Source organism: Hydrogenophaga sp. LT287, assembly GCF_055702805.1.
Genome location: NZ_JBVPZC010000006.1, coordinates 118678 through 143146 on the forward strand (window position 1 = coordinate 118678; position 24469 = coordinate 143146).

The 24469-nt window shown below is 61.6% G+C and carries 24 protein-coding genes and 1 tRNA gene; 10 read left to right on the forward strand and 15 right to left on the reverse strand.

Annotation, left to right across the window (positions count from 1 at the left end; translation table 11 throughout):
• The first annotated feature begins 4 nt into the window (after positions 1-4).
• Entirely contained in the window at positions 5-457 is a 453-nt protein-coding gene (locus AC0GNR_RS07390) for an NUDIX domain-containing protein (protein WP_472900319.1), read from the forward strand.
• Between the two features lie 24 nt (positions 458-481).
• On the opposite strand, the gene AC0GNR_RS07395 is transcribed toward AC0GNR_RS07390, so the two are convergent.
• From AC0GNR_RS07395 to AC0GNR_RS07430, 8 genes are all read right to left on the reverse strand, one after another.
• The gene (locus tag AC0GNR_RS07395) at positions 482-685 is read right to left on the reverse strand and encodes a DNA gyrase inhibitor YacG (RefSeq protein WP_472900320.1); all 204 of its coding nucleotides are present in this window, start codon (positions 683-685) and stop codon (positions 482-484) included.
• A gap of 8 nt (positions 686-693) precedes the next feature.
• Entirely contained in the window at positions 694-1449 is a 756-nt protein-coding gene (zapD, locus tag AC0GNR_RS07400; protein ID WP_472900321.1) for a cell division protein ZapD, read from the reverse strand.
• Positions 1450-1504: 55 nt separating this feature from the next.
• On the reverse strand, positions 1505-2110 hold the full coding sequence (coaE, locus tag AC0GNR_RS07405; protein ID WP_472900322.1) for a dephospho-CoA kinase: 606 nt from the start codon (positions 2108-2110) through the stop codon (positions 1505-1507).
• Between the two features lie 8 nt (positions 2111-2118).
• Positions 2119-2982 carry a prepilin peptidase gene (locus tag AC0GNR_RS07410; RefSeq protein ID WP_472900323.1) on the reverse strand — a complete coding sequence of 288 codons (864 nt, stop codon included), beginning with the start codon at positions 2980-2982 and terminating at the stop codon, positions 2119-2121.
• Entirely contained in the window at positions 2982-4199 is a 1218-nt protein-coding gene (locus tag AC0GNR_RS07415; protein WP_472900324.1) for a type II secretion system F family protein, read from the reverse strand. Before AC0GNR_RS07415 ends, AC0GNR_RS07410 begins: the two co-directional genes overlap by 1 nt.
• Before the next feature lie 32 nt (positions 4200-4231).
• Positions 4232-5965, reverse strand: a complete 1734-nt coding sequence (gene pilB, locus AC0GNR_RS07420; protein ID WP_472900325.1) for a type IV-A pilus assembly ATPase PilB — start codon at positions 5963-5965, stop codon at positions 4232-4234.
• Between the two features lie 170 nt (positions 5966-6135).
• Positions 6136-6212 (reverse strand) — tRNA-Pro (locus AC0GNR_RS07425).
• A 48-nt stretch (positions 6213-6260) separates the two neighbouring features.
• A complete protein-coding gene (locus AC0GNR_RS07430; protein WP_472900326.1) occupies positions 6261-7190 on the reverse strand; it encodes a polyprenyl synthetase family protein in 930 nt (309 codons plus the stop codon).
• 279 nt (positions 7191-7469) lie between these two features.
• Here AC0GNR_RS07430 and rplU point away from each other — a divergent pair, with 279 nt between their 5' ends.
• The 4 genes from rplU (at position 7470) to proB (ending at position 10474) form a co-directional block, all read left to right on the forward strand.
• Positions 7470-7781, forward strand: coding sequence for a 50S ribosomal protein L21 (gene rplU / locus AC0GNR_RS07435; protein WP_304831029.1), 312 nt, complete (start codon positions 7470-7472; stop codon positions 7779-7781).
• Between the two features lie 13 nt (positions 7782-7794).
• The gene (rpmA, locus tag AC0GNR_RS07440) at positions 7795-8052 is read left to right on the forward strand and encodes a 50S ribosomal protein L27 (RefSeq protein ID WP_439112816.1); all 258 of its coding nucleotides are present in this window, start codon (positions 7795-7797) and stop codon (positions 8050-8052) included.
• A 142-nt stretch (positions 8053-8194) separates the two neighbouring features.
• A complete protein-coding gene (gene cgtA / locus AC0GNR_RS07445) occupies positions 8195-9265 on the forward strand; it encodes an Obg family GTPase CgtA (RefSeq protein WP_472900327.1) in 1071 nt (356 codons plus the stop codon).
• 45 nt (positions 9266-9310) lie between these two features.
• Positions 9311-10474, forward strand: a complete 1164-nt coding sequence (proB, locus tag AC0GNR_RS07450; protein ID WP_472900328.1) for a glutamate 5-kinase — start codon at positions 9311-9313, stop codon at positions 10472-10474.
• A 217-nt stretch (positions 10475-10691) separates the two neighbouring features.
• Here proB and AC0GNR_RS07455 read toward each other — a convergent pair whose 3' ends face one another.
• The gene (locus AC0GNR_RS07455; RefSeq protein ID WP_472900329.1) at positions 10692-11351 is read right to left on the reverse strand and encodes an RNA pyrophosphohydrolase; all 660 of its coding nucleotides are present in this window, start codon (positions 11349-11351) and stop codon (positions 10692-10694) included.
• A 188-nt stretch (positions 11352-11539) separates the two neighbouring features.
• Here AC0GNR_RS07455 and AC0GNR_RS07460 point away from each other — a divergent pair, with 188 nt between their 5' ends.
• Positions 11540-13285, forward strand: coding sequence for a proline--tRNA ligase (locus AC0GNR_RS07460; RefSeq protein ID WP_472900330.1), 1746 nt, complete (start codon positions 11540-11542; stop codon positions 13283-13285).
• Positions 13282-13962: a lytic transglycosylase domain-containing protein gene (locus AC0GNR_RS07465; protein ID WP_472900331.1), complete on the forward strand. Its 681-nt coding sequence runs from the start codon at positions 13282-13284 to the stop codon at positions 13960-13962. Before AC0GNR_RS07460 ends, AC0GNR_RS07465 begins: the two co-directional genes overlap by 4 nt.
• Before the next feature lie 33 nt (positions 13963-13995).
• On the opposite strand, the gene AC0GNR_RS07470 is transcribed toward AC0GNR_RS07465, so the two are convergent.
• The 5 genes from AC0GNR_RS07470 to hemA form a co-directional block, all read right to left on the reverse strand.
• On the reverse strand, positions 13996-15000 hold the full coding sequence (locus AC0GNR_RS07470; protein ID WP_472900332.1) for an AAA family ATPase: 1005 nt from the start codon (positions 14998-15000) through the stop codon (positions 13996-13998).
• Positions 15001-15213: 213 nt separating this feature from the next.
• Positions 15214-15537, reverse strand: a complete 324-nt coding sequence (gene grxD / locus AC0GNR_RS07475; RefSeq protein WP_439112809.1) for a Grx4 family monothiol glutaredoxin — start codon at positions 15535-15537, stop codon at positions 15214-15216.
• 53 nt (positions 15538-15590) lie between these two features.
• Positions 15591-16442 carry a peptide chain release factor N(5)-glutamine methyltransferase gene (gene prmC, locus AC0GNR_RS07480; RefSeq protein ID WP_472900333.1) on the reverse strand — a complete coding sequence of 284 codons (852 nt, stop codon included), beginning with the start codon at positions 16440-16442 and terminating at the stop codon, positions 15591-15593.
• 19 nt (positions 16443-16461) lie between these two features.
• Positions 16462-17550 (reverse strand): peptide chain release factor 1, encoded by a 1089-nt coding sequence (prfA, locus tag AC0GNR_RS07485; RefSeq protein ID WP_472900334.1) that lies wholly within the window; start codon positions 17548-17550, stop codon positions 16462-16464.
• A gap of 88 nt (positions 17551-17638) precedes the next feature.
• Positions 17639-18910 carry a glutamyl-tRNA reductase gene (gene hemA / locus AC0GNR_RS07490; RefSeq protein ID WP_472900335.1) on the reverse strand — a complete coding sequence of 424 codons (1272 nt, stop codon included), beginning with the start codon at positions 18908-18910 and terminating at the stop codon, positions 17639-17641.
• Positions 18911-18958: 48 nt separating this feature from the next.
• Here hemA and AC0GNR_RS07495 point away from each other — a divergent pair, with 48 nt between their 5' ends.
• The gene (locus AC0GNR_RS07495) at positions 18959-19228 is read left to right on the forward strand and encodes a hypothetical protein (RefSeq protein WP_472900336.1); all 270 of its coding nucleotides are present in this window, start codon (positions 18959-18961) and stop codon (positions 19226-19228) included.
• A gap of 6 nt (positions 19229-19234) precedes the next feature.
• Here AC0GNR_RS07495 and ugpQ read toward each other — a convergent pair whose 3' ends face one another.
• Positions 19235-20005 (reverse strand): glycerophosphodiester phosphodiesterase, encoded by a 771-nt coding sequence (ugpQ, locus tag AC0GNR_RS07500; protein WP_472900337.1) that lies wholly within the window; start codon positions 20003-20005, stop codon positions 19235-19237.
• Between the two features lie 115 nt (positions 20006-20120).
• On the opposite strand from ugpQ, the gene AC0GNR_RS07505 reads away from it, so the two are divergent.
• Together AC0GNR_RS07505 and AC0GNR_RS07510 are read left to right on the forward strand one after the other, a co-directional pair.
• Positions 20121-24014 carry a DUF3683 domain-containing protein gene (locus AC0GNR_RS07505; protein ID WP_472900338.1) on the forward strand — a complete coding sequence of 1298 codons (3894 nt, stop codon included), beginning with the start codon at positions 20121-20123 and terminating at the stop codon, positions 24012-24014.
• Positions 24015-24041: 27 nt separating this feature from the next.
• Entirely contained in the window at positions 24042-24455 is a 414-nt protein-coding gene (locus AC0GNR_RS07510) for a gamma-butyrobetaine hydroxylase family protein (protein ID WP_472900339.1), read from the forward strand.
• Positions 24456-24469 lie beyond the last annotated feature (14 nt).

Genomic DNA, 24469 nt, shown 5'->3' on the forward strand with positions numbered 1-24469 from the left:
TGCGGTGAGCGATTCGATCTTGTTGGTGGACGGTGAACTTCGCCGGGCGGATGGGCCAGCGCGCCCGGTGGTGGATGTGGCCGTGGGCTTGCTGATCGCGCCCAGCGGCGAGTTTTTGCTGACATCCCGGCCTGAGGGCAAGGTGTATGCCGGTTACTGGGAGTTTCCCGGCGGCAAGCTGGAGGCGGGTGAGTCGGTTGAACAGGCTTTGCGGCGCGAGTTACAAGAAGAGATTGGCGTGCACATTGGCCCGGTAATCGCCTGGAAAGAGAAGCTCGTTGACTATCCCCACGCGCTCGTGCGTCTGCACTTCTGCAAGGTATTCGAATGGACTGGAGCGTTGCAGATGCACGAGGGCCAAGACTTTAGTTGGGAGCGCTTGCCCGTTCGATGTTCTCCCGTGTTGCCTGGCACGGTACCGGTGCTGGAGTGGCTGGCGGATGAGCCAACAGCTTGAGCTGCATGCCGTTTTTGTGGCATCTCAGCTCTGCTGGAATTCCGGGTCGTTGTCGGTCAGCGTTTCAGGCAGTTTGAAGGTTTCACTGGCCCAGGCACCGAAGTCCATGCTTTTGCAGCGCTGGCTGCAAAACGGCCGGTAAGGGTTGCTGGCTGCATAAACGCTGGGGCCAGCGCAGGCCGGGCAGCGAACCATCTTGACGGGAATTTCCGTTCCTTCGTTCGACATGCAAGACCTCAAGCGCAGAGGGTGAGTTCAAACGCAGCGTCTTCTTGCGCGGGATGAAGGCGATCGTCTTCACCCTGGCGCATCAAGCGCACGGAAAGCATCAAACGGTTACCGCTGATCTCAGGTATGAGACCTGCGGAGGGGTCCATGCGCAAGCGCAGCAACTGAAAGGTGCGCCCCTGTGGCAGGTTTTGTTGGAACTGGCCGTTGGGTGCAACCACTTTTTGCGCGGAACCTGAGTCACGCAACATTTTCATCAGCAGCCCGATGGAGGCCGCCAGCGGCGCCAGTGGCGCCACCCAGCGCTGCAAATCCGCATGGCGCTGTTCGACGCTGTGGTGCTGCCAGTGGAAGTAGGCGGGCAGATCGAACTCACACGTGCCACCTGGGATACCGATGCGGCTGCGAATGCTCATGAGCCAGTCGTTTTCCGTTAACGATTGCCCGGTTTTCCCGCTCAACTGGTTCAGCTGGGCAAAGCAGTCGTCCAGTTGTGCGATCACGCCGTCAAGCACCTGCTCAGAAATGGCCGGGTTGCCGCGGTAGCTGTTGAGTTGAAGCTTTTGCCGGTCAATGTCCTTGAGCACGTCTGACTTCATGTCGGCACGCGAGGCCACGTCCATGATTTCGAAAATGGTCTGGATCGCGTAGTGGTGGTCCAGCGAGTGGCTGCGAGGAACCAGTTCAGACAGGCGGCGAAAGAGCTGTTCCAGCCGCAAGTAGGTGCGGATACGTTCGTTGAAAGGGTATTCGTACAGGATCACAGCGGCGGAGCTTCGTGGAGAAGGGGCCAAGAGGCCAGGGCGAACAAGGCTTTCATCATAGCCCGAACCGTTGGGCCAACCCGCTCACCAGCCGCTGCAAGTGTTCGATCTTGTCCGTGTCGTTGAAGAGCACCACGTCAGCCGCCGCCAGGCGTTGGACGCGTGGGCTCTGACTGCGAATCACAGCTTCAATGGTGTGGACGTCCCACGCATTGCGCTGGCTGACCCGGCGTATTTGCGTCGTGTGCGAGCAGTCCACCACCACCACTCGGTCCAATTGGTGGCGCCAATGTGGCGATTCGACCAGCAACGGTACATCGAAGACCAGGCAGCGGGCGTTTGACGAGGCAGCCAGGCGCCGAACTTCTGCGCCAACCAGCGGATGGATGATGGCTTCCAATGTGCGCCGTGCGTCAGGACGGGCAAACACATGGTCTCGCATGCGCTGTCGGTCCAGCGCGCCATCGGCATTCACAAAGTCTTGGCCAAAAGTGCTTGCAATGGTGGGCATGGCGCTACCGCCACTGAGGGTGCAAGCACGTGAGATGGCGTCTGCGTCGATGACGAACGCACCCCGTTGCTCAAGCAGCGCCGCAACGGTGCTTTTGCCACTCCCGATGCCACCCGTCAGTCCAAGCCTCAGCGCAGGACGAGCGTGCATCGCCGGGCTCACAGACCGATGAATGCCAGAATGGCAGACGGACCAAAAATCATCGAAGTCAGCCCCGCCATGGCGAGAAAGGGGCCGAACGGCACATAGCCGCCTTCGCGCAACTGCCCCCACACTTTGATGGCGATACCGACCACGGCACCGATGACCGATGCCATCAAGATCACCGGGATCAGTGCTTGCCAGCCAAACCAGGCGCCAAACGCTGCAAACAGCTTGAAGTCGCCGTAGCCCATGCCTTCTTTGCCCGTGATCAGTTTGAACGCCCAGTAAACCAGCCACAGCGACAGGTAGCCGGCGACTGCGCCCCACAGGGCGTCTGTGAGGGCGGTGTTGATCAACCCCAGCCCAGCCGCACAGAGCCCGGCCCAGAGCAGCGGCAACGTGATGTCATCGGGAAGCAGCGTGGTGTCCCAGTCAATACAGGCAAGTGCCAGCACTGAAGCAGAAAAACCGCACCACACCAGCGCTTCCCATGTCAGTCCCCAGTTCCAGCCACACCAAGCGAACAGCGCTCCACAGACCAGTTCCACAGCAGGGTAGCGTGCGCTGATGGGCGCAGCGCAGTTGCCGCACTTGCCTCGCAAGGCTAGGTAACTGACAACGGGAATGTTTTCAAACCAGCGGATCTGGTGGCCGCAATGAGGACACCTGGAGCGGGGCACCATCAGATTGAATCGGGTGGGTTCAGCCGTTGGATCGCTGGCCAAACCGGCAGACCCCTGCTGGAGTTCAGCGCACTCGGCTGCCCATTGCAGCTCCATCATCTTGGGCAGGCGGTGTATCACCACATTCAAAAAACTGCCGACCAACAAGCCCAAAAGACCCAGCAGAGCTGCGTCGGCCGTGCTGATGCCCAGCATCAGACCACCTGGCCCAGCTTGAAGATGGGGAGGTACATCGACACCACAATGCCGCCAATGATGGTGCCCAGCAGCACGATGATGATGGGCTCCATCAGGCTCGACAGGCCGGCCACCATGTCGTCCACCTCCGCTTCGTAGAAGTCGGCAGCTTTGCCCAGCATATGGTCAATGGAGCCCGACTCTTCACCAATGGCGCACATCTGCAGCACCATGGACGGAAAAATGTTGGCGTTGGTCATCGCGTTGGTCAGGCTGGTACCGGTCGATACTTCCTGCTGAATTTTCTCTGTGGCCGATGCATAGACCGAGTTGCCCGATGCGCCTCCCACCGAATCCAAAGCCTCAACCAAGGGCACACCTGCGGCGAACATGGTTGAAAGCGTACGCGTCCAGCGGGCAATGACCGATTTTTCGACCAGGGTGCCGAAAATTGGCATCCTGAGCATGAACCTGTCCATGACCTTTTGCACTTTTTCATTGCGCTTCCAGGCTTGCATGAAAAAGTAGATCCCGCCACCCAGGCCGCCAAAAATCAACCACCAAAATTCGGTGAAAATTTCACTGATGGCAATGACGAAAAGCGTGGGTCCGGGCAGGTCTGCGCCGAAGGAGCTGAACACCTCTTTGAACGACGGGATCACGAAAATCATGATCACTGCAACGACCACAAAGGCAACGATCACCACCGAAATGGGGTACATCAAAGCCGACTTGATCTTGGACTTGATGGCCTCGGTTTTCTCCATGTAAACCGCCAGACGGTCGAGCAACTCTTCCAGAATACCGGCAGCCTCACCAGCCTCTACCAGATTGCAGTACAAGCTGTCGAAATAAAGCGGATTCTTGCGAAAGGCGGCGCTCAGCGAGGTACCCGTTTCGACATCGGTCCGAATGTCGTTCAAGAGCTTGGTCACGCTGGGGTTGGGATTGCCTCGCCCGACAATGTCAAAGGCCTGCAACAGCGGTACACCAGCCTTCATCATCGTCGCCAGCTGGCGTGTGAAGATGGCGATGTCTTTGGGCTTGATGCGCTTGCCCGATGTCATGCGCCGCTTTTTGACTTTACCCGGCACGATGCCCTGGCGGCGCAAGGCGGCCAGCACCTGGTTCTCACCTACCGCGCGTGTCTCACCGCGAACGGTCTTGCCATTGCGGTCTTTGCCTTCCCATTCGAAAACAAAGTCTTTGATGCTTTTAGATGCAGCGGTTGCCATGGTGTCCTCGGAGTCGTGTGTCTAGCGCTGCATCACTCGTTGGTGACGCTGAGCACTTCTTCCAGCGAGGTCATCCCTTGTCTGACCTTCAGCAGACCGGACTCGCGCAGTGTGCGAACACCTTCTTTGCTGGCTTGCTGGGCAATGTCCAAGGCGCCGCCACCGCGCAAAATGATGCGCTGTATTTCTTCTGAAATGGGCATCACCTGGTAAATGCCAACGCGGCCTTTGTAGCCATTGTTGCAAGCTGAACAGCCTACTGGTTTGTAGGGTGTCCAAGTGCCGTCCAGGTCTTCGCTTTTGTAACCTGCATCAATCAGGGCCTTGCGAGGCACATCCAGCGGCGCCTTGCAATTCGGACACAAGCGCCGAGCCAGGCGCTGGGCCGTGATCAGGATTACGCTGGACGCGATGTTGAACGTGGGAATCCCCATGTTCATCATGCGGGTGAGCGTGGTGGGTGCATCGTTGGTGTGCAGGGTGGACAGCACCATGTGACCGGTCTGGGCCGCCTTGATTGAAATGTCAGCAGTTTCCAGGTCGCGAATCTCACCCACCATGATCACGTCGGGGTCTTGACGCAGGAACGCTTTGAGCGCGGCGGCGAATGTCAGGCCTGCCTTTTCGTTGACGTTCACCTGGTTCACACCGGGCAAGTTGATCTCGGACGGATCTTCGGCGGTGGAGATGTTGATACCTGGCTGGTTCAGAATGTTTAGGCAGGTATACAGCGATACGGTTTTTCCCGAGCCCGTAGGGCCTGTCACGAGCACCATGCCGTAAGGGCGCACGATCGCGTTCATCAGGCGCTCTTTTTCCTCCGGCTCGTAGCCCAGGGCATCAATACCTACCTTGGCGCTGCTCGGGTCCAGAATACGGATCACGATCTTTTCACCAAACAGCGTAGGCAGCGTGCTCACCCGGAAGTCGATCACGCGGTCCGGACCGATCTTGAGCTTCATCCGGCCGTCTTGCGGCACGCGCTTCTCGGAGATGTCCATTCGGGAAATCACCTTGATGCGGGAAGCCAGCTTGTCCTTGATCGCAATCGGCGGGGACGCGATTTCGCGAAGCTCACCGTCGATACGGAAGCGAACGCGGTAGTTGTGTTCGTAAGGCTCGAAGTGCAAATCCGATGCGCGCATGTTGAAGGCATCGATCAGCATCTTGTGCAGGAACTTGACCACCGGCGCGTCGTCCACCTCGGTGGCTTTTTCGGCGGTGTCGGTGACCACCGCTTCGGTGGCAATGTCATCGAACTCGAAGTCACCACCAACGATGTTGTCCATCGCTTCGTTGGCACTCGTGGTCTGGCTGTCGACCAACTTGCTCAGCTTGTCGTATTCGGCAATGACCCAGTCCACGCCCATCTGCGTGGCAAATTTAATCTTCTCGGCAGCCTGCTGGTCAGCAGGGTCCGCCGTGGCGACCATCAGGCGGTTGTTGCGCTTGCTGAGCACCACAATGCGGTAGTCCGCGCAAATTTTGCTGTCGAGCAAGCCTTTGGGCAGGCGGGTGATGTCGATCGCATCCAGGTCCAGCAGCGGCGCCGCGTAGGCTGTGGACATGGTGTGCGCCATGTCTGAGGCCGACACAGCCCCAGAGCCTGTGAGCTCTGCGATGAAGCTGGTTCGGCTGCTCTGCGCTTTTTTGTACAGGTCTTCGGCCGCTCTTTGCCCCAGCTTGCCTGCAGCCACGAGTGCTCGCCCCAAGCCAGGCAGTGCCATGGTGGAGCTATCTTGAATAACCGTATCGACAGACGCCATAAAACCGTAATCTAACGTAAATCAACGACTTGCATCCGTTTATTCAGGCGAATTGTGTCGGATTCGCAGAAACTGACGTTTTCGGCGTTGTGTGAAGGACCGGAAAACGCTGCGCACAAACCCGGTGACGGGCGGGATGCTTGCTGTCCTGCCTGTTTGCATGAAGATGGTGGTCGGGGTGAGAAGATTCGAACTTCCGGCCTCTACGTCCCGAACGTAGCGCTCTACCTGGCTAAGCTACACCCCGATCGCATCTCCAAAACCGCTTGGAGGGGTCTTGATTCAGCCCCCCTTTTTACGAGCGGCGACCCATCAAACCAGTGGCCAATTCTAGCAAAGCAGCGCTGTATTCATTGGTTGGAAGCTGCTTCGCCGCGTCAACGGCGCGTTGTGCTTCAGTCATTGCGCTGGCCCGTGCGGTCTCCAGTGCACCCGTTTCCAGAATGATGGCGAAGATGTCGTCGAGGTGGGCTGCATCGCCCTGTTCGATCGCATGGCGGATCAGTTGTTTCTGGGGTTCTGAGGCTGTTTTCAGCGCGCAGATGATCGGCAGCGTAACCTTGCCTTCTCGAAGGTCATCTCCCAAGTTTTTGCCCAGTTCTTCGGCTTTGCCTTCGTAATCCAGCACGTCATCAATCACTTGGAAGGCTGTACCCAGTGCTTGACCGTACGTAGCGCATAGTTCTTCTGTGCGGGCATCGGCGTTGGCAAGAATCGGGGCCAGGCGTGCGCTGGCTTCAAACAATTTTGCCGTTTTGGAGCGGATCACACGCAGGTAGTCGGCCTCGCTGAGCGAGGCGTCCCGCATGTTCATGAGTTGCAGCACCTCACCTTCGGCGATCACGTTGGTCGCGTCCGACAACACTTGCATCACGCGCATGTTGTTCACGTCCACCATCATTTGAAACGCGCGCGAGTACAAAAAATCACCCACCAGCACGCTGGCCGCGTTGCCGAAGCGTTCATTGGCCGTTTCGCGCCCGCGGCGCAGTGTCGATTCATCCACCACATCGTCGTGCAGCAGCGTCGCCGTGTGAATGAACTCCACCACCGCGGCCAGCGTGTGGCGGTGGGTATTTTGGTTGCCCAGAGCACCGCTCATGAGCAGCAGTAGCGCGGGGCGAAGCCGTTTGCCGCCGGCTGAAATGATGTATTGCGCCACCTCGCGCACCAACGGAACTTCTGTGGTGAGCCTTTCGCTGATGACTTGGTCAACCCGCTGCATGTCGGGCTGGATGAGGTCCAGCGGGTTGGCTGGGTGGCTTGAAAGAGTGGTCAAGGTGGCTCTGCGGGTGGTGGGCTTTTCTAAAAGCAGTCCCGGATTATAGAAACGGGAACAACGCGTTTCTGGCTGAGCCGGGTGCAGGACCGCTGCGGCTCGGTGAGCCAGCGGCGGCTTTGGTGGGCGGTTCTTGCTCTGCTCGTTAACCCGTGCTAAAATTTTGAGTTCGGTGGAATTTGGTCTGCCGAATATCCATTCGTGGATTTTTTACAAGAGGTTCATATGTACGCGGTCATAAAAACCGGCGGCAAACAGTATCGTGTTGCTGCTGGCGAAAAAATTAAAGTAGAACAGATTGCTGCGGATGTGGGCCAAGAGATCGTGTTTGACCAGGTTCTGGCTGTCGGCAACGGCAGCGAGATCAAGGTAGGCACTCCCTTGGTTTCCGGCGCAACGGTCACAGTCACGGTTTTGTCGCATGGCAGGCACGACAAGGTACACATCTTCAAGATGCGTCGTCGCAAGCACTACCAAAAGCGCCAAGGTCACCGTCAAAATTTCACCGAACTGCAGATTTCGTCGATCGCAGCCTGAGGAGTAAGTCAACATGGCACAGAAAAAAGGCGGCGGCTCAACGCGAAACGGGCGCGATTCCAAGCCCAAGATGCTCGGCGTGAAAGCGTTTGGCGGTGAAGTGGTCAGCGCAGGTTCGATCATCGTGCGCCAGCGCGGTACCAAGTTCCACCCCGGCATGAACGTCGGTCTGGGCAAGGACCACACCATTTTTGCGACGGTCGATGGCCGTGTCAGCTTCGCCATCAAAGGCGCGCTGAATCGCCAGACGGTCAACATCACACCTTTGTGATGTGGCTTGCCGGTGTGGCTGCCGGGTTTGTGAAAACCTCGCAGTTCACCGGCGTTGGTGATGTCCTGAATACAAAAGGCCCGCCTGTGCGGGCTTTTTGTATTGGTCATTGTTGTGTCAGTTGTTCCTGGGAAGAGATGTCATGAAATTTGTGGACGAAGCTACGATTGATGTCGCTGCTGGCGATGGTGGCAACGGCTGCGCATCGTTCCGGCATGAGAAGTACAAGGAATTTGGCGGTCCCGACGGAGGCGATGGCGGGCGTGGTGGCAACATTTATGCGGTAGCTGATGCCAGTCTGAACACCCTGGTCGACTTTCGATACACCCGTCGGTTTGAAGCGCACCGGGGTGAACACGGCAAAGGCTCGGACATGTTTGGTGTCAAGGGTGACGACATCGTGCTCAAGATGCCAGTGGGAACCATCATTGCGGATGCCGAAACGGGCGAGGTGTTGCACGAATTGCTGCAGCCCGGAGAGCAGGTCACGATCGCCAAGGGCGGTGACGGCGGCTTTGGCAACATGCACTACAAGAGTTCGACGAACCGTGCGCCGCGCCAGAAAACAATGGGCTGGGCGGGTGAGCGGCGCACGCTCAAGCTGGAGCTGAAGGTGCTGGCCGATGTGGGGCTGCTGGGCATGCCCAATGCCGGCAAGTCCACCCTGATCTCCGCCATTTCCAACGCTCGCCCCAAGATTGCTGACTATCCTTTCACCACACTGCACCCCAATCTGGGCGTGGTTCGCGTGGCGCCTGAAAAGAGTTTTGTGGTGGCAGATGTGCCTGGCTTGATCGAAGGCGCCTCGGAAGGGGCAGGTCTGGGTCATCAGTTTCTGCGCCACCTGCAGCGCACGCGCTTGCTGCTGCATCTTGTGGATGTCGCACCTTTCGATGAAGGCGTTGACCCGGTCCAGCAGGCCAAAGCGATTGTGGCTGAACTCAAAAAGTTCGATCAGTCGCTGTATGACAAGCCGCGCTGGCTGGTGCTGAACAAGCTCGACATGGTGCCGACCGACGAGCGCGAAGCCCGGGTCAAAGACATTGTGAAACGCTTGAAATACAAGGGGCCGGTGTTTGAAATCTCCGCGTTGACGCGTGAGGGGTGCGAGTTGCTGGTTCAGAAGGTGTACCAGCACATCGCGCAGGTGCACCATGCACAGCAGCCGGTTGAGGTTGACCCACGCTTTGCCGTAGCGCCCGACGCGAACTGATGCCCTTCGAGTAGATTTCCTGTTGTTGACGGTACCTGAACGCACATGCAGCTTGATGCTTCCCCGAATGCCCAGCAGGTCGCCCAGTCCGCGCTGCTGAAGAACGCCCGCCGAATCGTGGTCAAGGTGGGCTCCAGCCTGGTGACGAACGAAGGCCGAGGTCTCGACGAAGAGGCCATTGGCCAGTGGAGCCAGCAGCTGGCGGCCTTAGTCAAAGATGGTCGAGAGCTGATCATGGTCAGCAGTGGTGCTGTGGCCGAGGGCATGAAGCGCCTGGGCTGGACCGTGCGGCCTAAGGAAATCAACGAGCTGCAGGCAGCGGCCGCCGTGGGGCAAATGGGTTTGGTGCAGATGTACGAGACCAAGCTGCGTGAATGCGGTGTGGGCAGTGCGCAAGTGCTGTTGACGCACGCTGACCTGGCTGATCGCGAGCGTTACCTCAACGCCCGATCCACACTGCTCACGCTGTTGCAGCTGGGTGTGGTGCCCGTGATCAACGAAAACGACACCGTGGTCAACGATGAAATCAAGTTTGGCGACAACGACACCCTGGGTGCGCTGGTGGCCAATCTGGTCGAAGCCGATGCCTTGGTCATTTTGACCGACCAAAAGGGTCTTTACACGGCAGATCCGCGGCGCGATCCGGCGGCGCAGTTTGTTCACGTTGCCCGTGCGGGCGATCCCTTGCTGGAAGCGATGGCTGGGGGCGCTGGCTCGGGCATTGGCAAGGGCGGCATGATCACCAAGATTCTGGCTGCCAAGCGGGCTGCTGGCTCGGGTGCCTCGACCGTCATCGCCTGGGGGCGTGAGCCCCAGGTGCTGATGCGTCTGTGCGACGGGGAAGCGATTGGCACCTGCTTGCTGGCGCAGACGCCCAAGAACCAGGCACGCAAGCGTTGGATGGCTGACCATCTTCAATTGCGTGGTTCGGTGTGTGTGGACGCTGGCGCAGTGGGCAAGATCGTGAGCGAAGGCAAGAGCCTGTTGCCCATTGGTATGACCGCCGTGGAGGGTGACTTTTCGCGCGGCGACGTGATTGCTGTGCGCGACGCCAACGGTCAGGAAATTGCCCGCGGCCTGGCCAACTACGCCAGTTCGGAAGCGCGACTGATCTGCCGCAAGGCTTCCAGCGACTTCGAGCGTCTGCTGGGATATTCGGCCGAGCCCGAAATGATTCATCGCGACAACCTGGTGCTGGCCCGCGGTTGACGTTATTTCGGGGCCGGCCGAAGGTCGTCTCTTTGACAAGCGCCATTGGCGCAGTCCGTTTCCTCGCAGGTTCCCCGCTCCGGTTGACCGCTTGCGTTTCAAAAATCCGTTGCCCAGCAGCTTTAAGCTGTGCGGGGGCATGCTGAACTGCCGCAGCCCAACACAACACCTATTTCCCGAGGTTGGCTAAAGCCACCCCCTCGGCACGGGTCCCAGCCTATTTGATTTCGCCGTGTTGAGCCCAGGCCTCTTGCGCCCGGTTGTCGCTCTGCGGATCGGGGTCAAAGCTGGCGCCCGGTGGCAGTTCCAGCCCTTGGGGCATGCTCGAAAAAGGCATGTTGGGTGGGCCGTCATCGGTCATCCGCTGGCGCATGCCACCGCGAAGAAAGCGGTTACGGGTGTCGTTGCGCGGCAGATAGCGCGCGAGTTCGGTCAGTGCCATTTCGTAGACACCGCGCTTGAACTCGACTACCACGTCGAGAGGCACCCAGTAGTCGTGCCAGCGCCAAGCATCAAATTCCGGGTGGCTGGTCGCGCGCAGGTTCAGGTTCCAATCTTGCGCAACCAGGCGCAACAGGTACCAGATCTGCTTTTGTCCTTTGTAGTGTCCGCGCGCGTCGCGCCGGATGAAACGGTCAGGCACCTCGTAGCGCAACCAGTCCCGCGTGCGGGCCACAATACTCACGTGTTCGGGCATCAAACCCACTTCCTCGTGCAGCTCGCGGTACATCGCCTGTTCGGGTGTCTCGCCCCGGTCGATACCACCCTGCGGGAACTGCCAGGAATGGGAGCGGATGCGCTTGCCCCAAAACACCTGGTTTCTCTGGTTGAGCAGAATGATGCCGACATTGGGCCTGAAGCCTTCTCTGTCAAGCATAATCAACCCCAAATTTTTAAACTGTGTTCATTATGCATCGCCAACCGGGGCTTGCGAAGTGATCACCCACCTGTATTGCGCCCGAACGCATGCGGGTATGCCCTAGTCTGCCGGGCATACCGCCAACGCTGTGGTGCGATCCCTCCCCATCTGCCAACCTCACCTCTGCCAACGTGGCAGCCGATCCCATGAAAGCCTCCCAGTTTCTGATCACCACCCTCAAGGAAGCCCCGGCGGACGCCGAGGTTGTCAGCCACCAACTCATGACCCGTGCGGGCATGGTGAAGAAGCTCGGCGCTGGCATCTACAGCTACATGCCGATGGGTTTGCGGGTGATTCACAAGGTGGAGGCCATCGTGCGCGAGGAGATGAACCGCGCCGGTGCGGTTGAGCTCACCATGCCGGTGATCCAGCCGGCAGAGCTGTGGCAGGAAACGGGTCGTTTCGAGAAAATGGGGCCGGAGTTGCTGCGCATCAAGGACCGCCATGGGCGCGACTTTGTGGTGCAGCCCACCAGCGAAGAGGTGATCACGGACATCGCGCGCCAGGAACTGCGCAGCTACAAACAGCTGCCGAAAAATCTGTACCAGATCCAGACCAAATTCCGTGACGAACGCCGTCCGCGATTTGGCTTGATGCGCGGGCGCGAGTTCATCATGAAAGACGCCTACAGCTTTGACCGGGACGGTGATGCCGCGCAGGCCAGTTACCAGACGATGGCAGCCGCCTACCGGCGCATCTTTGACCGCTTCGGTTTGCGCTACCGCGCTGTGGCCGCAGACAGCGGTGCCATTGGTGGCGACCTGAGTGAAGAATTTCAGGTGATCGCCGCTACCGGCGAAGACGCCATCGTGTATTGCCCCACCAGCGATTACGCCGCCAACATGGAGAAAGCCGAAGCGCTGGCACCTGCCAATGCGCGTCCGGCAGCGGCCAACCCGATGGTGAAGACGCCAACGCCGGGCAAGAGCACCTGCGCCGACGTGGCCGAGTTGCTGGGCGTGCCGCTGGCCCGCACGGTGAAGTCGCTGGTGTTGGCCACCGACGAGATCAACGAGCGCGACGAAATTGTGAAGTCGCGCATCTGGCTGCTGCTGCTGCGTGGTGACCACGACATGAACGAGGTGAAGGTCGGCAAGTTGCCTGGGCTCGATTTGGGCTTCCGCTTTGCTACCGTGCCCGAAATTGAGGCCCACTTTGGCAGCAAGCCCGGTTACCTGGGCCCGGTGAACCTGAAGCAGCCCGTGCAGGTGATCGCTGACCGCGAGGTGGCGGTGATGGCCGACTGGATTTGCGGAGCCAATGAGGCTGATTTCCACATGACCGGCGTCAATTGGGCGCGCGACTTGCCCGAGCCCGATCTGGTGGCCGACATCCGCAACGTGGTCGAGGGCGATGCTTCGCCGGACGGTCAGGGTGTGCTGGCGATTGAACGCGGCATTGAAGTGGGCCATGTGTTTTACCTCGGCACCAAATACTCGCGCGCCATGGGTGCCACGTTTCTGGGCGAAGACGGCAAGCCGGCGCATTTTGAAATGGGCTGTTACGGCATCGGTATCACCCGCTTGCCCGCAGCGGCCATTGAGCAAAACCACGATGAGCGCGGCATCATCTGGCCCGATGCGCTGGCGCCGTTTACCGTGGTAATTTGCCCGATTGGCATGGACCGCAGCCCCGAGGTAAAGGCCGCGGCAGAGCAACTGCACGAACAGTTGCTGGCGGCCGGCGTGGATGTGATTCTGGACGACCGTGGCGAACGCCCGGGCGCCATGTTTGCCGACTGGGAACTGATTGGCGTGCCACACCGCGTGACCATTGGCGACCGTGGGCTGAAGGCAGGCCAGGTGGAATACCAGCACCGCCGTGACGCAGCAGCCACCCAGGTGGCGGCTGCCGACATTCTTGAGATGCTGAAGGGCAAACTGGGGCAATGATTGCGCTGGTTGGGCAAGCGGGCCTGCCAGGGACCACGGCAGATGGACCGCGGGTGAACCGCCGCCAATGCCTGGTGTCTGTGGCTACGTGGGGTGCAGGGCTGGGGCTGCAAGGGATACCGTTGGCAGCCGCGGGAGGTCAGCTGGAAGAGCCTTTGGCCGACTCGGTGCGGGGCGCTCTGATTGCCGCCATTTCCAACCATGCACCGCCAGTGCCCGAGTTTTCAAGTTTGGAAGCGCGCCTGGCGCACCTGCGTTGGCTGGGGGCCATGAGCGACCGTTTGCACCGCAGGAAAACCGACTTTCAAACGCGGATCGAGTTTTTGCAGACCGTCTGGTACGAGTCGCGCCGGGCGGGCTTGGACACCACGATGGTGCTGGGACTGATTCAAGTGGAAAGTGCATTTCGCAAGTTCGCCATCTCCAGCGTGGGTGCGCGGGGTTACATGCAGATCATGCCGTTCTGGTCGCGCCTGATTGGTGACGGCGACGCCGGCAAGTTGTTCAACATGCAGACCAACCTGCGTTTCGGCTGTGTGATTTTGAGGCACTACCTGGACCGCGAGCGAGGCGACTCGTTCATGGCCTTGGGCCGTTACAACGGCAGCCGTGGCCGTGACAAATACCCGAATGCGGTGTACGCCGCCGCCAAAAACTGGGTGCATCCGGACGCCTGAGCGTCGGTTTGCCCCAAGCACCAGCCGCAAGCGTTATTGCAGGAAGCCAATGCGGCTTTTGCCGGCGCCATGCCGCGGCAGATCGTCCGCCTCCATGTTGTAGCGGTTGTCCAGACGTGCATTGCCAAAAGCCGTGACCAGCGCCCGGCGCATTTCGCGCGGCGCCAAGCCGGTGAGTTGGTCCAACACGTCGTCTGCGGGTTCCGGGTCGAAGCGCTGGCCCCAATCGTGTTCGCTGCGGATACCGCGGTACAGGTGGGCAGCAATTTTGCGGGCTGCATCAGGCGAGGGCGGCGCGATTTCAAACACATTCATGCGGTTGCGAATGGGCTCGGGAATGGCCCGCTCGTCGTTGGCGGTGGTGATCCAGATCACCTGGCTCGCGTCAATGGGCACCTCGGCGAATTCGTCCACAAAGCTTTGCGCCGTGTCGTGCTCCAGCAGGCTGTAGAGCGCGCCCAGCGGGTCGTATTGCGCGTCTGCGCTGGCTTTGTCGATCTCGTCCACCACGATCACCGGGTTGGCGTACTGGCCGTCCACCAGGGCTTCAAACACCTTGCCCGGCTTGGCACCTTTCCATTGCGACGACGAGCCCGACAGCAGCCAGCCAGCGGTCATGGAGCTCATGGGCACCAGGCTCATGCTGGTGCCGAGCAGGTCGGCGATCTGGCGGGCGAAATGGGTCTTGCCCACGCCGGGCGGCCCAAGCAGCAAGATGGGCGTGACCTCCAGGCTGTCGCGGCTGTCTTGGCTCAGGGCCACGTGGCGCTTCACGTCGTCCAGTACCTCACCAAAATTGGGCAGCAGATCGTACAACGGTGCCATGTCGGGCACACCCGACGGTTTGACGGCGAAGCGCTGCGGGCCGCGCTCCAGCATGCGTTGGTAGGTGCTGCGCAGGCTTTCGTACTCGCGTTCGCTGCCGCTGTTTTGCAGCTTGTGCAGTTTGCGCTCGACATCGTCGGCGCTGAACACGCTGCGCATCTGGGCGATGGGCAGACCGAGGGAGGGTGAAGCGACCAGGCTGCGTGAGCTCATGCGGTTCTCCTTGTGGGTTTCGGCGACGCTTTCATTCAAGCACAAGATGTGCCCGATCTCAATGCAGGAAAAGCCTCACAAAAACCGGGCTTCAAGGGCAATTGCCTGGTTCGTCGCCCGAAAATGCACCAGACGCGCGCAACAGGCACCCGCCAGAAAGCACAAAGCCACCCGAGGGTGGCTTTTCTAGGTCTCGCTGGCTGCAGCGTGTCTTCAGGCTTCGCCGGTGATCACCTGCTGCAGCTCACCCGATTCGTACATCTCCATCATGATGTCCGAGCCTCCAATGAACTCGCCCTTGACGTACAGCTGGGGAATGGTGGGCCAGTTGCTGTATTCCTTGATGCCCTGGCGCACGCCGTCGTCTTCCAGCACGTTCACGGTTTTCACCGCTTTGGGGTCTACGCCGCAGGCTTTCAAGATTTGAATGGCGCGCCCTGAAAAGCCGCACATGGGGAAGCTCGCGTTGCCCTTCATGAACAGCACGATGTCGTTGGACTTGACCAGTTGGTCGATTCGGATTTGGGCGTCGCTCATGGCAGATGGGTCCTTTTGCGGTTGGGTGTTCAATAACCCGTAAAAATGGTCAATTATCGCTGCTGAGGCCAGCGCCCGCCACTGCAGCGTTCAATGCCCGCAATGTCGTTGCGGCTGCTGACGTGCTCATATCCGGCGTGCAACAGCAGCGCGCGTACCGCTTCTGCCTGGTCGTGGCCGTGTTCCAGCAGCAGCCACCCGCCGGGTAGCAAGGCTTGGTCCGCCTGGTTGATGATGGTTCGGATGTCGTCCAGGCCGTCGGGGCCAGCCGCCAAGGCAGAGCTGGGTTCAAACCGCAGGGCGGCCAGGTGCGGGTCGCCCTCGGCAATGTAGGGCGGGTTGCTGGCGATCACATTGAAACGCAGGCCAGGCACAGCGCCCAGCCAGTGGCCACGGTGGAACAGAACCGACAGCCCGAGTTGGGTGGCATTGGCCTGTGCCACGGCCAGGGCGTCCGCGCTGGCGTCGGTGGCGTGGATCTGGGCGTCGGGCCGTTGCCGGGCCAGCGCCAGCGCGATCGCACCGCTGCCCGTGCCGAGATCGAGCACGCAGGGTGGCATGTCACCGCCAGCGGCAGGCAGCACGTCCAGCGTCCATTCCACCAACACCTCGGTGTCCGGGCGCGGCACCAGCACCCGGGCGTCCACCGCCAGGTTCAGGCCAAAGAAGGCTTTTTCGCCGAGCAGGTAGGCCACGGGCTCGCCGGCTTGGCGGCGCTGTTGCAGCGCCTGCCAGCGGTTTGCGACCTCTTTATGCAGCATGTCGCTGTCGTGGGCCATCAGCCAGGCGCGGTCGTGTGGCGAGCGGCCCAGGGCGTGCAGCAGCAGCATCTGGGCGTCCAGGCGTTCCAGACCCTGCTGTTGGGCTTGCTGCAGCGTCTCGCGCAGGGTGGGTGTGGCGTTCATGGGCGAAAGACTCTGCCTCTCACAGGCTGTTGCGCTGTTCGAGTTCGGCCAGCAGTTCGGTGCCGCGTGCCACCTGCAACGCGTGAACGACTTCGTCCAGGTCGCCTTCCATCACCATCAGCAGCTTGTACAGCGTCAGGTTGATGCGGTGGTCGGTGAGGCGGCCCTGCGGAAAGTTGTAGGTGCGGATACGGTCGCTGCGGTCGCCGCTGCCGATGAGGCCCTTGCGGGTGGCGGCTTCCTTGGCGGCGCGCTCGCTGCGGTCTTTTTCTTGCAGGCGCGCGGTGAGCACTTGTAGCGCTTTGGCTTTGTTGCTGTGCTGGCTGCGGCCGTCCTGGCATTCGGCGGTGATACCGGTGGGCAGGTGAGTGACCCGCACGGCAGAGTCGGTTTTGTTGATGTGCTGGCCGCCGGCACCACTGGCGCGGTAGGTGTCGATGCGCAGCTCGGCCGGATTGAGCTTGACGGCCTCGGTTTCGTCGGGCTCGGGCATCACCGCCACCGTCGCCGCGCTGGTGTGGATACGGCCTTGCGTTTCGGTCGCGGGCACGCGCTGCACCCGGTGGCCACCGGACTCGAAGCGCAGCTTGCCGTAGGCGCCGTGCCCGGCCATGCGCAGTACCACCTCTTTGTAGCCGCCGAGTTCGCTGGGCGATTCGCTCACCACCTCCACCTGCCAGCCCTGGCGTTCGGCGTAGCGGGTGTAAAGCCGGGCCAGGTCACCAGCAAACAATGCCGACTCGTCACCGCCAGTGCCGGCGCGGATTTCCATGAACGCGTTGCGTTCGTCGTCCGGGTCTTTGGGCAGCAGCAGCTGTTGCAGTTCGGCGTCGAGTTGGCCGAGCTCGGCCTTGGCGCTCTGTATTTCTTCTTCCGCCATCTCGGCCATGTCGGGGTCTTGCAGCATGCCTTCGGCCGAGGCGAGGTCGGCTTCGCGTTGCAGGTAGCGGTTGAACACGTCCACGATCAACGAGGCGTCGGCGTGTTCGCGGCTCAGGGTGCGAAAGCGGTCCATGTTGTCGACCACGTCGGGGGCTGAGAGCAGTGCGTCCAGTTCGTGCAGGCGCACGCGCTGGCGCATCAGGGTGTCGTGGACGAAGGGCTTCATGAAGGTGTGTGGGTTGGACCATCAGCGGTTGGCGCACCGCAACGGTGCATCGCCAGGCAACGCACCCGCTGGGCAAGCCCGCGCTGCGCTAGGATTTTTCGCGAAGAAACAGGCGCGACACCGTTTGCGCGGTGGCGGCGCGCGCGGCGCTGTCGCCGGTGTGCAGCTCGGCCAAGGTGCCATGCAGCATTTTTTGCGTCAGGCCGCGTGACAGGGCTTCAAGCACGGCTTCCACCGGCTCACCCTTGGCCAGCAGCTTGCGGGCGCGGGCCATTTCGGCGGCACGCCATTCGTCGGCCTGGGCGTTGATCTGCTGGATCAGGGGCACCACGCCGTTGGCTGGGTCGCGTTGCTCCAGCCAGTGCATGAAACTGAGCACGCCTGCGTCGATGATGACTTCGGCCTGCGCCACGGCGGCCTGCCGGCTGTCCTTGCCGGTCTGCACCACGGCGGCAAGGTCGTCCACGGTGTAGAGGTAGACGTCGTCCAGCTCTTTCACGTCCACTTCAATGTCGCGCGGCACGGCCAGGTCCACCATGAACATCGGGCGGTGGCGGCGCTTTTTCAAAGCCCGCTCCACCGCGCCCAGGCCGATGATGGGCAGCGTGCTGGCGGTGCAGCTGATCACGGCGTCGAATTCGTGCAGGCGGTCGGGCACGTCGGCCAGGCGCATCACCTCGGCGCCAAAGCGGCCGGCCAGCTTTTCACCGCGCTCCAGGGTGCGGTTGGCGATCGCCATGCTTTTGGGCGATTTGGCAGCGAAATGGGTTGCGGCGAGCTCAATCATCTCGCCCGCGCCTACGAACAGCACCCGGATGTCCTGCAGGTCTTCAAACAATTGCCCGGCCAGGCGCACGGCAGCGGCGGTCATGCTGATGGAATGCGCCCCGATTTCGGTGGACGTGCGCACCTGCTTGGCCACCGCAAACGAGCGCTGAAACAGCTGGTGCAGCGTGGAGCCCAGGGCGCCGGCGTCGCTGGCGGCTCGCACCGCGTCTTTCATCTGACCCAAAATTTGTGGTTCACCCAGCACCATGCTGTCGAGGCCGCTGGCCACGCGAAACGCGTGGCGCGCGGCGTCGTCTTCGCGCAGCACATAGGCATGGTCGCGCAACACGTGGGTGCTGACGCCGCCGGTCTGGGCCAGCCATTCCAGGGTGGGCTCGACGGCGGCCTGGTCGCCCGCGCCATACAGCTCGGTGCGGTTGCAGGTGGACAGCAGGGTGGCTTCGGGCTGGCGCGCCAGGCTCTGGCGGTAACCGTGCAGCGTGGGCTGAATTTGGTCGAGCGCGAACGCAAACCGGCCCCGCAGATCAAGCGGAGCCGTGTGGTGGTTGATGCCGAGCGCCCAGACAGACATGTGCAGATTATAAAATTGATCGCTTATGCACGTCCCGGCCCACACACAATGAATTTCTTTGCCTTCCTGGCGCATGTTGCGGGCTTCATCGCACCCGCACTGGTGGTCGGCTTTGTCCTGTGGCTGGCGCCCCAGTGGTCGAGCAAAGGACGCGTGGCGCGCTGGAGCCGTGCGATCGATCTGACGGTGTTGCTGGCAGCCGGTGTGGCTGTGCTGCTGGCTGGGCTGGTGTTTTTTGGTCGCGACGGAAAAATGGCCACCTACGCGGCGCTGGTGCTGGTGCAAGGCACGCTGGGCTGGTGGATGCGGCGGCGCTGAGCCGGCTCAGCGGTCGGGTGCAAAGCGGTCTACCCGGTCGGTGATGATGCCGTCCAGGCCCAGCGCCAGCAGCCGCTGCACGGCGGTGGCGTCGTTCACGGTGTAGGCCAGGCCGCGCCAACCGGCGCTACGCACTTGGTGCATGAGTGCTTCGCTCCACAGCCCTTGTTCGCACACCACCGCCTGGCAGCCCAGGATTTGTGCGGCGTTTTGCCAGCCTGGCCACAGGGTTTCCAGCAGCAGGCCGCGGGGCAGGGCCGGGGCGGTTTCCTGGGCGCCGGCCAAGGCCTCGGGACGAAACGAGGTGAGCAGAGGCGGTTGGGCATGGCCCGCCCAGAGCTGCGCGGCCGCCAGGGCCACGGTGCGGCCGGTGTGCTGGTCGGTGCCCGGTGTGGGCTTGATCTCAATATTGAGGCAGTGGCCGTTGGCGATGCACCAACGCGCCACGTCAGCCAGCGTGGGCAGGCGTTCGCCGGCGTGGGCGGCTGAATGCCAGGCGCCGGCATCGAGCTGGCTGAGCACCGCCCAGTCCACATCACCCGCCACGCCTTGGCCGTTGGTGGTCCGCTCCAGCGTGCTGTCGTGCAGCAAAAAGGCCACGCCGTCGGCGCTCAGTTTGGCGTCGCACTCAAACATGCGGTAGCCGTGAGCAGCACCGAGCCGCAATGCGGCCAAGGTGTTTTCTGGCGCCAGCAGGCCTGCGCCGCGGTGGGCGATCCAGCGCGGGTAGGGCCAGGGCCGGTTTGGTGTGACCAGGGGTGAGTCGTCGGGTTGCATGGACGGTTTGAAGCGTGTGTTTTCAGAGTGTGCCAGTACCCAGCGCCCGGGTATGTGTATGTGGCCCTGCGGTACCATCGCCCGTTCAGCTCTTTCTGCTGGCAGCCTACTTCCCATGAACGCTCCCACCCCGCTTTCGCTCCTCGAAAACGCCACCGACGACGCGCCGCGTCTGCGCGAAATCCCCTACAACTACACGTCTTTTTCGGATCGTGAAATTGTGATGCGGCTGCTCGGCGAGCGCGCCTGGGCCTTGCTCGATGAGCTGCGCGGCGAGCGCCGTACCGGGCGCTCGGCCCGCATGTTGTACGAGGTGCTGGGCGATATTTGGGTGGTGCAGCGCAACCCGTATTTGCAAGACGATTTGCTGGACACGCCCAAGCGCCGAAAGCAGCTGGTGGATGCATTGCACCACCGCCTGGGCGAAGTGGCCAAGCGCCGCACGCCGCAAGACGACCAGGCCCGCGACGCCTTGGTGGGCGAGCTGCTCGCCGCTGCACGCAGCGCGGTCGATGCGTTTGCCCGTTCGTTTGAAGACATGGCCGCGCTGCGCCAGCGCGCCACCAAGGCGCTGCGCAAGCTCACCGCCCACGACAACATCAAGTTTGACGGCCTCTCGCGCGTGTCGCACGTGACCGACGCGACCGACTGGCGCGTGGAATACCCGTTCGTGGTGCTCACCCCCGACACCGAGGCCGAGATGGCCGAGTTGGTGCGCGGCTGTTTCGAGCTGGGTCTGACCATCGTGCCGCGCGGCGGCGGCACCGGCTACACCGGCGGCGCGATCCCGCTGACCTGGAAGAGCGCGGTGATCAACACCGAAAAGCTCGAAGCCATGACCGAGGTGGAGTTCGTGCAGGTGCCCGGCCACGCCGAGCCGCTGCCCACGATCTGGTCCGAAGCCGGCGTGGTGACGCAGCGCGTGGCCGACGCGGCCGAGCGCGCGGGCCATGTGTTTGCGGTGGACCCGACCTCGGCCGAAGCTTCGTGCGTGGGCGGCAACATCGCCATGAACGCCGGCGGCAAAAAGGCCGTGCTCTGGGGCACGGCGCTGGACAACCTGGTGAGCTGGCGCATGGTGACGCCGCAGGCGCAGTGGCTCGAAGTCACGCGCATGGACCACAACCGCGGCAAGATTCACGACGCCGAGGTGGCCACCTTTGAGTTGAGGTATTTCGAAGCCAACGGCAAGACGCCCGTTCGCACCGAACAGCTGGTGATACCCGGCTCGACTTTCCGCAAGGAAGGCCTGGGCAAGGACGTGACCGACAAGTTCCTGGCCGGCTTGCCGGGCATCCAGAAAGAAGGCTGTGACGGCCTGATCACCAGCGCGCGCTGGCTGGTGCACCGCATGCCCGAGCACGTGCGCACCGTGTGCCTGGAGTTCTTCGGTAACCCCAAGGACTGTGTTCCGTCCATCGTCGACATCAAGGACTTCATGTTCGCCGAGATGAAGCGCCCGGGCGGCGCCATCCTGGCGGGCCTGGAGCACCTGGACGACCGCTATCTCAAGGCGGTTGGTTACGCCACCAAGAGCAAACGCGGCACGCTGCCCAAAATGGTGCTGGTTGGGGACATCGTGGGCGACGACTCCGACGCCGTGGCCCGCGCCACCAGCGAGGTGATCCGCTTGGCCAACGGCCGCAGCGGCGAAGGCTTCGTGGCCATCAGCGCCGAAGCGCGCAAGAAATTCTGGCTCGACCGCAAGCGCACCGCGGCCATCAGCAAGCACACCAACGCCTTCAAGGTGAACGAAGACGTGGTGATCCCGCTGCCGCGCATGGGCGAGTACACCGAGGGCATCGAGCGCATCAACATCGAGTTGTCGCTGCGCAACAAGCTCAAGCTGTGTGAAGCGCTGGAAACCTTCTTTGTCAAAGGCAACCTGCCGTTGGGCAAGACCGACGACGCGAACGATATTCCGAGTGCCGAGCTGCTGGAAGACCGCGTGCAGCAGGCGCTGGCGCTGGTGCGCGAAGTGCGTTCGCTCTGGGCCACCTGGCTGCGCGATGTGGACACGCTGTTCCCGCAGCTGCAGGACCACACCCTGCGCGCCAGCTGGAAGACGCAGATCCGTGCGCCACTGCAGCAGATATTCACCGGGGCGGCGTTTGGCGCCATCCTGGCCGAGTGCACCGCGATTCACAAACGCGTGCTCAAAGGCCGCGTGTGGGTGGCGCTGCACATGCACGCCGGCGACGGCAACGTGCACACCAACATCCCGGTCAACAGCGACGACTACGAGATGCTGCAAACCGCACACGAAGCGGTGGCCCGCATCATGGTGCTGGCGCGCAGCCTGGATGGCGTGATCTCGGGCGAGCACGGCATTGGCATCACCAAGCTCGAGTTTTTGACCGACGAAGAGCTGCGTCCCTTTGCCGAATACAAGGCCAAGGTGGACCCGGAAGGCCGCTTCAACAAAGGCAAGCTGCTGCGCGACATTTCTGGCGTGAAAGGCTTGGCCGCTGATGGCAACCTGCGCAGCGCCGACCTGAGCCATGCCTACACGCCGAGCTTCGGTTTGATGGGCCACGAGTCTTTGATCATGCAGCAGAGCGACATTGGCGCCATCGCCGATTCGGTCAAAGATTGTTTGCGCTGCGGCAAATGCAAGCCGGTCTGCGCCACCCATGTGCCGCGCGCCAACCTGCTTTACAGCCCGCGCAACAAGATTCTGGCCACTTCGCTGCTGGTGGAGGCCTTTCTGTACGAAGAGCAAACCCGCCGCGGCATCAGCATCAAGCACTGGGAGGAGTTTGAAGATGTGGCCGACCACTGCACGGTCTGCCACAAGTGCTTGAGTCCGTGCCCGGTCAAGATCGACTTTGGCGACGTGACCATGAACATGCGCAACCTGTTGCGCAAGATGGGCAAGAAGAGCTTCCGTCCGGGCAACGCCGCGGCCATGTTCTTCCTGAACGCCACCAACCCCGAAACCATCAAGTTCATGCGCTCGGCCATGGTGGACGTGGGCTTCAAGGCCCAGCGCCTGGCGAACCAGTTGCTCAAGCGGGTCGCGCGCAAGCAGACGGCGGCGCCCCGAGCCACGCTGGGCCCGGCGCCCATCAAAGAGCAGGTGATCCACTTCATCAACAAGAAGATGCCTGGCGGTTTGCCCAAGAAAACCGCCCGCGCGCTGCTGGATATTGAGGACAAGGATTACGTGCCGATCATCCGCAACCCGGTGGGCACCACGAGCGAGACCGAGGCGGTGTTTTACTTCCCCGGCTGCGGTTCCGAGCGGCTGTTCAGCCAGGTGGGCCTGGCCACCCAGGCCATGCTCTGGCACGCCGGTGTGCAAACCGTGCTACCACCCGGCTACCTGTGCTGCGGTTACCCGCAGCGCGGCTCGGGGCAGTTCGACAAGGCCGAGAAGATCATCACCGACAACCGGGTGCTGTTCCACCGCGTGGCCAACACGCTGAACTACCTCGACATCAAGACCGTGGTGGTGAGCTGCGGCACGTGCTATGACCAGTTGCAGGGCTACGAATTTGACAAGATCTTCCCGGGCTGCCGCATCATCGACATCCACGAATACCTGCTGGAAAAAGGCATCACCTTGCCAGCCGGGCAGGGCGGTTACCTCTACCATGACCCCTGCCACAGCCCCATGAAGCTGCAGGACCCGATGAAGACGGTGAAGGCGCTGGTGGGCGACAACGTGCTGGAGAGCAAGCGCTGCTGTGGCGAAAGCGGCACGCTGGGCGTGACCCGGCCCGACATTTCGACCCAGATCCGTTTTCGCAAGGAAGAAGAGATCAAAAAAGGCGAAGCGGCTTTGCGCGCGGCCGGCACGGTGGGCGAAACCGCCAACATCAAGATGCTGACCTCGTGCCCTAGCTGCCTGCAGGGCCTGACACGCTACGGCGACGACCTCAACAACGGCTTGCTTGAAGCCGACTACATCGTGGTCGAAATGGCCAACCAGATTTTGGGCAAAGATTGGTTGCCCGAATACGTGGCCAAGGCCAATGAAGGCGGCATCGAACGCGTTCTCGTTTGATTCCACCCAGCGACAACAGGAGACACCATGGCCGGACTTGACAAAAACACCCCCACGCCGCAATCCATCACCCTGCACCAGCAATCGCGGGTGTTGGAAATCGGCTTTTCAGACGGCAGCGAGTTTCATGTGCCGTTTGAGCTGATGCGCGTGTACTCGCCGTCGGCTGAAGTGCAGGGCCACGGCCCGGGGCAGGAAGTGCTGCAGACCGGCAAGCGCGAGGTTGGCATCATCGCGCTGGAGCCGGTGGGCAACTACGCCGTGCAACCCACGTTCTCGGACGGGCACGACAGCGGCATTTTTTCCTGGGACTACCTGTATTTTTTAGGCTCCAAACAAACCGAGTTGTGGGCCGATTACAACGCTCGCCTGCAAGCGGCCGGCATGGAACGCGATGCGCCCATGGCGGCGAAGGGCGGGAGCGCCTGCGGTAGCCATTAACCGCTTAGGATTGT

Excerpts from the sequence above, each read along its gene's own strand:
- pilB (WP_472900325.1), bottom strand. The coding sequence starts at position 5,965 with ATGGCGTCTGTCGATACGGTTATTCAAGATAGCTCCACCATGGCACTG.
- proB (WP_472900328.1), top strand. The coding sequence starts at position 9,311 with ATGCAGCTTGATGCTTCCCCGAATGCCCAGCAGGTCGCCCAGTCCGCG.
- grxD (WP_439112809.1), bottom strand. The coding sequence starts at position 15,537 with ATGAGCGACGCCCAAATCCGAATCGACCAACTGGTCAAGTCCAACGAC.
- AC0GNR_RS07395 (WP_472900320.1), bottom strand. The coding sequence starts at position 685 with ATGTCGAACGAAGGAACGGAAATTCCCGTCAAGATGGTTCGCTGCCCG.
- prfA (WP_472900334.1), bottom strand. The coding sequence starts at position 17,550 with ATGAAGCCCTTCGTCCACGACACCCTGATGCGCCAGCGCGTGCGCCTG.
- coaE (WP_472900322.1), bottom strand. The coding sequence starts at position 2,110 with ATGCACGCTCGTCCTGCGCTGAGGCTTGGACTGACGGGTGGCATCGGG.
- AC0GNR_RS07510 (WP_472900339.1), top strand. The coding sequence starts at position 24,042 with ATGGCCGGACTTGACAAAAACACCCCCACGCCGCAATCCATCACCCTG.
- AC0GNR_RS07465 (WP_472900331.1), top strand. The coding sequence starts at position 13,282 with ATGATTGCGCTGGTTGGGCAAGCGGGCCTGCCAGGGACCACGGCAGAT.
- AC0GNR_RS07460 (WP_472900330.1), top strand. The coding sequence starts at position 11,540 with ATGAAAGCCTCCCAGTTTCTGATCACCACCCTCAAGGAAGCCCCGGCG.
- AC0GNR_RS07430 (WP_472900326.1), bottom strand. The coding sequence starts at position 7,190 with ATGCAGCGGGTTGACCAAGTCATCAGCGAAAGGCTCACCACAGAAGTT.
- AC0GNR_RS07455 (WP_472900329.1), bottom strand. The coding sequence starts at position 11,351 with ATGCTTGACAGAGAAGGCTTCAGGCCCAATGTCGGCATCATTCTGCTC.
- AC0GNR_RS07415 (WP_472900324.1), bottom strand. The coding sequence starts at position 4,199 with ATGGCAACCGCTGCATCTAAAAGCATCAAAGACTTTGTTTTCGAATGG.
- ugpQ (WP_472900337.1), bottom strand. The coding sequence starts at position 20,005 with ATGCAACCCGACGACTCACCCCTGGTCACACCAAACCGGCCCTGGCCC.
- rpmA (WP_439112816.1), top strand. The coding sequence starts at position 7,795 with ATGGCACAGAAAAAAGGCGGCGGCTCAACGCGAAACGGGCGCGATTCC.
- AC0GNR_RS07495 (WP_472900336.1), top strand. The coding sequence starts at position 18,959 with ATGAATTTCTTTGCCTTCCTGGCGCATGTTGCGGGCTTCATCGCACCC.
- cgtA (WP_472900327.1), top strand. The coding sequence starts at position 8,195 with ATGAAATTTGTGGACGAAGCTACGATTGATGTCGCTGCTGGCGATGGT.
- rplU (WP_304831029.1), top strand. The coding sequence starts at position 7,470 with ATGTACGCGGTCATAAAAACCGGCGGCAAACAGTATCGTGTTGCTGCT.
- AC0GNR_RS07505 (WP_472900338.1), top strand. The coding sequence starts at position 20,121 with ATGAACGCTCCCACCCCGCTTTCGCTCCTCGAAAACGCCACCGACGAC.
- hemA (WP_472900335.1), bottom strand. The coding sequence starts at position 18,910 with ATGTCTGTCTGGGCGCTCGGCATCAACCACCACACGGCTCCGCTTGAT.
- AC0GNR_RS07470 (WP_472900332.1), bottom strand. The coding sequence starts at position 15,000 with ATGAGCTCACGCAGCCTGGTCGCTTCACCCTCCCTCGGTCTGCCCATC.
- prmC (WP_472900333.1), bottom strand. The coding sequence starts at position 16,442 with ATGAACGCCACACCCACCCTGCGCGAGACGCTGCAGCAAGCCCAACAG.
- AC0GNR_RS07410 (WP_472900323.1), bottom strand. The coding sequence starts at position 2,982 with ATGCTGGGCATCAGCACGGCCGACGCAGCTCTGCTGGGTCTTTTGGGC.